Below are 5889 nucleotides of genomic sequence, written 5' to 3' on the forward strand. Positions count from 1 at the left end.
CGCCCGAAGCATTGACAATCAGCTGCTGTGGTTGGGTCATGTCATCGATATGTTCTTGCGATTGGATATCACAGATTTCATCGCTAAATAAACGCGTGACCACGAGTTGAGGTAATAACGTACCAGAGCTTATTTGCTCAAATAGCGCTGATTTTTCAGTCAGTCCACGCCATTCAGTGAGGTTTTTCCAGTCGCTATCAGTTAGGTCATCGAGACTTTTCTGATAGGTTTTTAGTGCACGATCTAGTGCCTGCATGCCGTGATGCTGCTTATCCGCCGCCGATAAGTCTTTAAACCAACGCAAAATCTCTACACGGGCTTTATTGGTCACCACAAACCCAAGCCATTCCGCTTTTGGCTCAGAATGACTATTAACCTCGATTTCTACCAATTGGCCATTTTTGACAACGGTTCCAAGCTTGGCAGGTTTCTTATCGATATTAGCACCAACAGCGACATTGCCGACCATAGGGCCAACAGCATAAGCAAAGTCTAGCGCAGTTGCTCCTTGCGGTAGCTCATAAGCGCGACCTTGCGGGCTGTAACAGATGATTTTGCTGGAATGAAGATAATCCATCAGCTCATTAATGGTCGAGACCGCGGCTGCAAAGTCAGGATTGCCCTCGTTTAGACAATCTTCATCGACCAAATCTTTCATATTGCGTAATGATGCTTGAATGACGGACTGACTGACATCAGAGGCATGCTCTGCGCCAATGACCCCAAGCCTTGCTGCACTTTGCATCTGCTTAGTCAAAATCGTTACTTTAACAAAATCATTGTCGCGCTCGTAGATAAGCGTCAGCGATTGATTGCCACCGGGTAATGGTCTACGGATATTGTCCGCAATATGACTGTCCGCGATTTGATATTTTTTAATCAGATAATACGCGAGCTTGTCGCAAGCTTCGATATTATCAAGCACAATCTCAAACGCATAATGACGGAGTAGCGCGTTGATTTCCCCGCGATTACGGAAGAATTGACGAAAAATAACCACGCGATTGTCTAAGACTTTAACCATGCCATTCAGGTCGAGGTTATTCAAAATAATGCTTAAATAGCGATGAATCGCTTCTCTTTGAAAATTACGCCCAAGCCCATGTTGTAGAAGCTTATCAGAGATTTTGTTATACATCTCAGAATCAAGGTTGCGATAACAAAGCACTTCAATATAGTCGGCAATATCGTTAAGACCCATAAGCCGTGCAAATGGCACATAGAAATCTAAGGTTTCTTGCGCGGTGGTGCGTTGTTTTTCGGGACGTACGGCATCCAAAGTCGACATATTATGTAGACGGTCAGCTAACTTTATAATCAATACTCGAGGGTCAGCGAGGGTAGCGGTCAGGATTTTATGAAAAGTCGCTGCTTTGTTTTCTTGTTTATTATGCGTCGATGATTTCAGTTTGGTCACACCATCGACCAGTCTAGCGACTATTTTGCCATAACGCTGCTCGATCTGCTCATCACTCACTTCCGTATCTTCGACCGTATCATGAAGAATTGCCGCAATAATGGTATCTCGATCCAAGCGAAAGCCTGCCAATATCTCAGCGACCGCAATCGGATGCGTGATATAAGGCTCCCCTGACTTACGCTTGTCTTTAATATGCGCAACATCACCGAACTCACAGGCGTCAACGATATCACGGCGTTCAGCGACCGTGAGATAACCTACTGAGCGCAGCAGATTGTATTGAGCGTCATCGACCAAAGGATGACTGAGTTTGGGTAAGGTGTGAATCATAAAGTAACGATCCTATGTTCTTTTACCTGTTTGGCTGACGGCGTATAAAGGTAAAGAATGGCTGAATAAGTGCTGAGCTATTAATAAAAAGCTTAAGAGTAAAACTGAAAAATGCGTAGACCACCCTCTAATTAATCGTAAATCGCCTGTAATGTCAACAGCTAAGCGAATAGACATGATAAAAACTGGAAAATTCTCAGCCAATAGTAGGGGTTAAGTGCTAAAAGATTACTAAAACGGTAATACCAGTATCATTAATGATAGGACAAGTATAAATATCATTACAACCAAAAAACCACAGCCTATGCTGTGGTCTCTATCGTCAGTCAATACTCGTATGCTTGCTAAATCTATACTTTTTACGGTAGTTTATTAGAAGCTGTGATCGCCTGACAATGCTAGATCTAACGAGCTCGTAGCAAAGTTATGCTCTGGCTGATTTAAAATGTCACGGGTAATTTTACCAGCAGCGATTTCACGTAATGCCAATACAGTTGGCTTGTCGTTATCAACATCAACCAATGGCTCTGCAATGCCTTTAGCCAACTGACGCGCGCGCTTGCTTGCGACTAGAACCAGCTCAAAGCGATTATCAACATTATCCAAACAATCTTCAATCGTCACTCGTGCCATAAATAGCTACCTCGGTTGTTTTTACTGGTTGCGAGCATGGCGCGCCACTCAATAAAAATAATATCAAAAATATAAAGGGGGATAGCTAGACATTATAGCATTTTTTGCTTGCACACGTAATTGCTTTTTGCTTGTCTGCTGATAACTATTTTCCAGATGAGGTATTAGGACATATCAACACTTCACTTACTCGTCTACTGTATTGCTAAGCAGATTGGTAATCGTACGCTGATAACGCTGCTGTTGACGCTTTAGGGTCTGTCTATCGGCAACGATAATTGCTTTAAGCTCAGTTAAAGCCACCTCAAAACTGTCGTTAATAATGACATAGTCAAAATGTACATATTGCGCCATCTCGTTGACGGCACCCGCCAAACGCTGCTCAATTACTTCCATACTATCTTGCCCACGCGTCGATAAGCGTTGACGTAAAGTAGCGATACTTGGCGGTAAAATAAAAATCATGATGGCATCGGTAAAGATTTTTTTGACTTGTAGCGCACCTTGCCAGTCAATTTCCAGAATCACATCGACGCCAGCGTCCAGTTGCGCGCGTACGCTTTGCTCTGAGGTGCCATAGTAATTGCCAAACACTTCGGCATGTTCTAAAAACTGACTTTCACCGATGGCAGTCACAAAATTATCGACGTCGGTAAAATGATAATGATGACCATCAATCTCGCCTGGACGGGGATCGCGTGTGGTGTGTGAGACACTGACAGTTAAGTCATTGGTGGTCGCCAATAACTGTTTGACCAATGACGTCTTGCCTGTACCCGAGGCGGCAGTAATAATAAATAACGAACCTGTCATACAATGTGTCCTAATGGAGTGTGTGCTAGTAAAGTCTTTGCTAATGAAGTAAGGCCTAATAGACGAGTCAAAGATATCTGAATAGATAGCCAAAGGCTGGTAAAAATAAAAAACGCCATCATGTATGGCGGTAAAAATCGTAATCGATGCCCCATTATAAACTGCTTTAAAAGCAAATTATGCTAAAGTAGGGTATTGATTTTAGCTTGCCTTTTAAATGAAAGCTTTGGCAGCCAAAATTTTAAATCTAAGCTTTTATATAAATTATCTAATGATAGGTCTTCTTATGCAAATTTATCTTGCCAATCCACGTGGATTTTGTGCTGGTGTAGATCGCGCGATTGCGATTGTCAACGAAGCGCTGTTACGTTTTGCGCCACCTATTTATGTCCGTCATGAAGTGGTACACAATAAGTTTGTAGTTTCGGACCTTGCTAACCGAGGTGCTGTTTTTGTCGAAGAGCTGCATGAAGTACCAGACGGCTCTATTGTTATCTTTTCAGCTCATGGGGTATCAAAAGCTGTCGAAGATGAGGCAGAGCGCCGTGATTTGACCGTGTTTGATGCCACCTGTCCCTTGGTCACTAAGGTACATATCGAAGTTGCTAAATTTGCGCAAGAAGGTATGGACACGGTATTGATTGGACATGCAGGGCACCCTGAGGTTGAGGGTACGATGGGACGTTTTAACCACCGTCATGGTGGACAGATTCATCTGGTTGAAAACGAAGCCGACGTTGATGCTTTGATTATACAAGATGCTGAGCGTTTGGCATTTGTGACTCAAACGACCTTGTCGATGGATGATACCGCTCGCGTTATCGATGCGCTTAGAGATAAGTTTCCGAGCATTCAAGGGCCTCGCAAAGACGATATTTGTTATGCCACCCAAAACCGTCAGGATGCCGTAAAGGATTTAGCTGGTCGCTGTGAGGTCGTATTGGTAGTAGGCTCGCCAAACTCATCAAATTCAAACCGTTTGCGTGAATTGGCAGAGCGTATGAATTGCCGTGCTTATCTGATTGATAATGCCGCTGAGATGGATAGAAAATGGTTTGATGGTATGCAAAGCGTGGGTGTGACTGCTGGAGCGTCAGCGCCTGAGGTATTGATTCAAGAAGTGTTACAACAACTGCAAGATTGGGGCGGTGATTTGCCAAGTGAGTTGTCAGGTATCGAAGAAAATGTTACTTTCAGTTTGCCAAAAGCCTTACGTATTCCGATAACACAAGTCGGTAAATAAAATAAGCAGGCTTTGTCTATAGCGCTAGATAGGTTACTTAAAATGAAAAAGCAAAAAAGAAAATTTGTGTTGGCAGAAGCCAGTCTTGATGAGATTAACAAACAGTTAAAAATGAATACCTTAGTAATAATCATCCTAGTAGTGATGCTTATGTTAAATGCAACTCAGTTTATGAGAGACTACAGTCTGTTATATGGTGCGCTTATTGCCATCATGCTTTTCTTGCTATTTATCATGGCTAAAAGCCGCACGCTCCTGACAATGCAAAAACAAACCCTCATAAGGTAAATGAAGAGGGCTTATTGTTATACCTCTTTAATATGTTTAAAAAGAATAGAAGGACATCCATGTCAGCTTATTACCATTTTATCAAACGTGAGCAGCAAGCAGATGGCAGCAGTGTTGCTTATTATCAGCCAACCAAGCACGCACAGGGCGCTTGGAATGAGCATGAGCAGCATATGGCACCAGCGACAGGTTTACTCACGGTTGAACTAAAAGACTATGTACCACAAGACAACACACGTATTGCTCGTATCAGCTTAGATATCTTGGGACTGATACCGCTCGATGACTTTACCATCACCACGCGTTGTATTCGCCCAGGTAAGACCATTGAGCTTATAGAGTCAGTGATGAGCAGCCGTGGACGTGATGCGATTATTGCCCGTGCATGGCGACTGATGATCCAAGATACCAGTGAGATTGCAGGGCTTGAAGATCAAAAGTCGCTGCATAAGCCTGAAGAATTGCCCTCTTGGGATGGGATGAAAGGTTGGCCAGGCGGTTTTATTGAAAGTGTACGCTTAGTGGCTGAACCTGACCGTCGTCCTGGTAAAGGTATGGTATGGATGACCAATGCTATCGACATGGTAGAGGGCGAGTCCACTGATGACATGGTGCATTTATTGGGCATGGCTGATACCGCCAATGGGGTAGTACCGCGGCTTGGATTGGGTATGGCAAAATTAGAGTGGATGTTTCCCAATACTGATTTGCAAATTCATATGCATCGGGCGCCGCAAGGTCGTTGGCTTGGTATTGAAGCGGTGCAGCAGTATGGTGCTGATGGCATAGGTATTAGCAGTGCGATACTCCATGATACCCAAGGACCGTTTGGTCGCAGCGAGCAAATCCTGACCATTCGCCCGATGCCGCTTTGATGCTAAAACTCATTTAGTAGACATCTCTTATGACAAGTTACTCGATGAATAAAAACTATTTGGATAAATTGAAAAGACCTTAGTAGTTCTGAAAAACAAAACCAAAGCATGTAGTTAATTAATTATACAAATCAATGGTAATCGGTTGTAATGGTAGTCAACAAGACGACAAGCACGTTAATATGAGTGCACTGACAGGTTACTATGAATAAAAACAGCCGTTTTTCAGAAAATATGACCGCTATTCTGAATATATTAATAGCAGCGTATTCAGAATAGATTTTGTA

6 protein-coding genes are annotated in these 5889 nt (G+C 43.1%); 3 read left to right on the plus strand and 3 right to left on the minus strand.

Translation table 11 applies throughout. The annotated features are described in order from the left end of the window. The 3 genes from VLN09_RS11970 to gmk all read right to left on the minus strand — a co-directional run. Positions 1–1750, minus strand: a 1750-nt coding sequence (locus VLN09_RS11970) for an HD domain-containing protein (protein ID WP_325246805.1), incomplete at its 3' end; no start/stop codon positions are given. A 372-nt stretch (positions 1751–2122) separates the two neighbouring features. Continuing rightward, a complete protein-coding gene (rpoZ, locus tag VLN09_RS11975) occupies positions 2123–2383 on the minus strand; it encodes a DNA-directed RNA polymerase subunit omega (RefSeq protein WP_011280985.1) in 261 nt (86 codons plus the stop codon). Positions 2384–2569: 186 nt separating this feature from the next. Beyond that, positions 2570–3196, minus strand: a complete 627-nt coding sequence (gmk, locus tag VLN09_RS11980; RefSeq protein WP_325246808.1) for a guanylate kinase — start codon at positions 3194–3196, stop codon at positions 2570–2572. A gap of 286 nt (positions 3197–3482) precedes the next feature. Between gmk and ispH the strand changes: the two genes are divergently transcribed. The 3 genes from ispH to VLN09_RS11995 are packed head-to-tail and all read left to right on the plus strand — an operon-like array spanning position 3483 to position 5602. Beyond that, on the plus strand, positions 3483–4439 hold the full coding sequence (ispH, locus tag VLN09_RS11985) for a 4-hydroxy-3-methylbut-2-enyl diphosphate reductase (protein ID WP_325246810.1): 957 nt from the start codon (positions 3483–3485) through the stop codon (positions 4437–4439). A 42-nt stretch (positions 4440–4481) separates the two neighbouring features. Continuing rightward, positions 4482–4727 (plus strand): hypothetical protein, encoded by a 246-nt coding sequence (locus VLN09_RS11990; RefSeq protein ID WP_325246812.1) that lies wholly within the window; start codon positions 4482–4484, stop codon positions 4725–4727. A 59-nt stretch (positions 4728–4786) separates the two neighbouring features. Beyond that, complete coding sequence (locus tag VLN09_RS11995) at positions 4787–5602, plus strand: thioesterase family protein (RefSeq protein ID WP_325246815.1); 816 nt, start codon at positions 4787–4789, stop codon at positions 5600–5602. Positions 5603–5889 lie beyond the last annotated feature (287 nt).

The sequence above is a fragment of the Psychrobacter sp. genome, from assembly GCF_035469765.1.
Taxonomy (GTDB): Bacteria; Pseudomonadota; Gammaproteobacteria; order Pseudomonadales; family Moraxellaceae; genus Psychrobacter.

Excerpts from the sequence above, each read along its gene's own strand:
- VLN09_RS11995 (WP_325246815.1), top strand. The coding sequence starts at position 4,787 with ATGTCAGCTTATTACCATTTTATCAAACGTGAGCAGCAAGCAGATGGC.
- VLN09_RS11990 (WP_325246812.1), top strand. The coding sequence starts at position 4,482 with ATGAAAAAGCAAAAAAGAAAATTTGTGTTGGCAGAAGCCAGTCTTGAT.
- ispH (WP_325246810.1), top strand. The coding sequence starts at position 3,483 with ATGCAAATTTATCTTGCCAATCCACGTGGATTTTGTGCTGGTGTAGAT.
- gmk (WP_325246808.1), bottom strand. The coding sequence starts at position 3,196 with ATGACAGGTTCGTTATTTATTATTACTGCCGCCTCGGGTACAGGCAAG.
- rpoZ (WP_011280985.1), bottom strand. The coding sequence starts at position 2,383 with ATGGCACGAGTGACGATTGAAGATTGTTTGGATAATGTTGATAATCGC.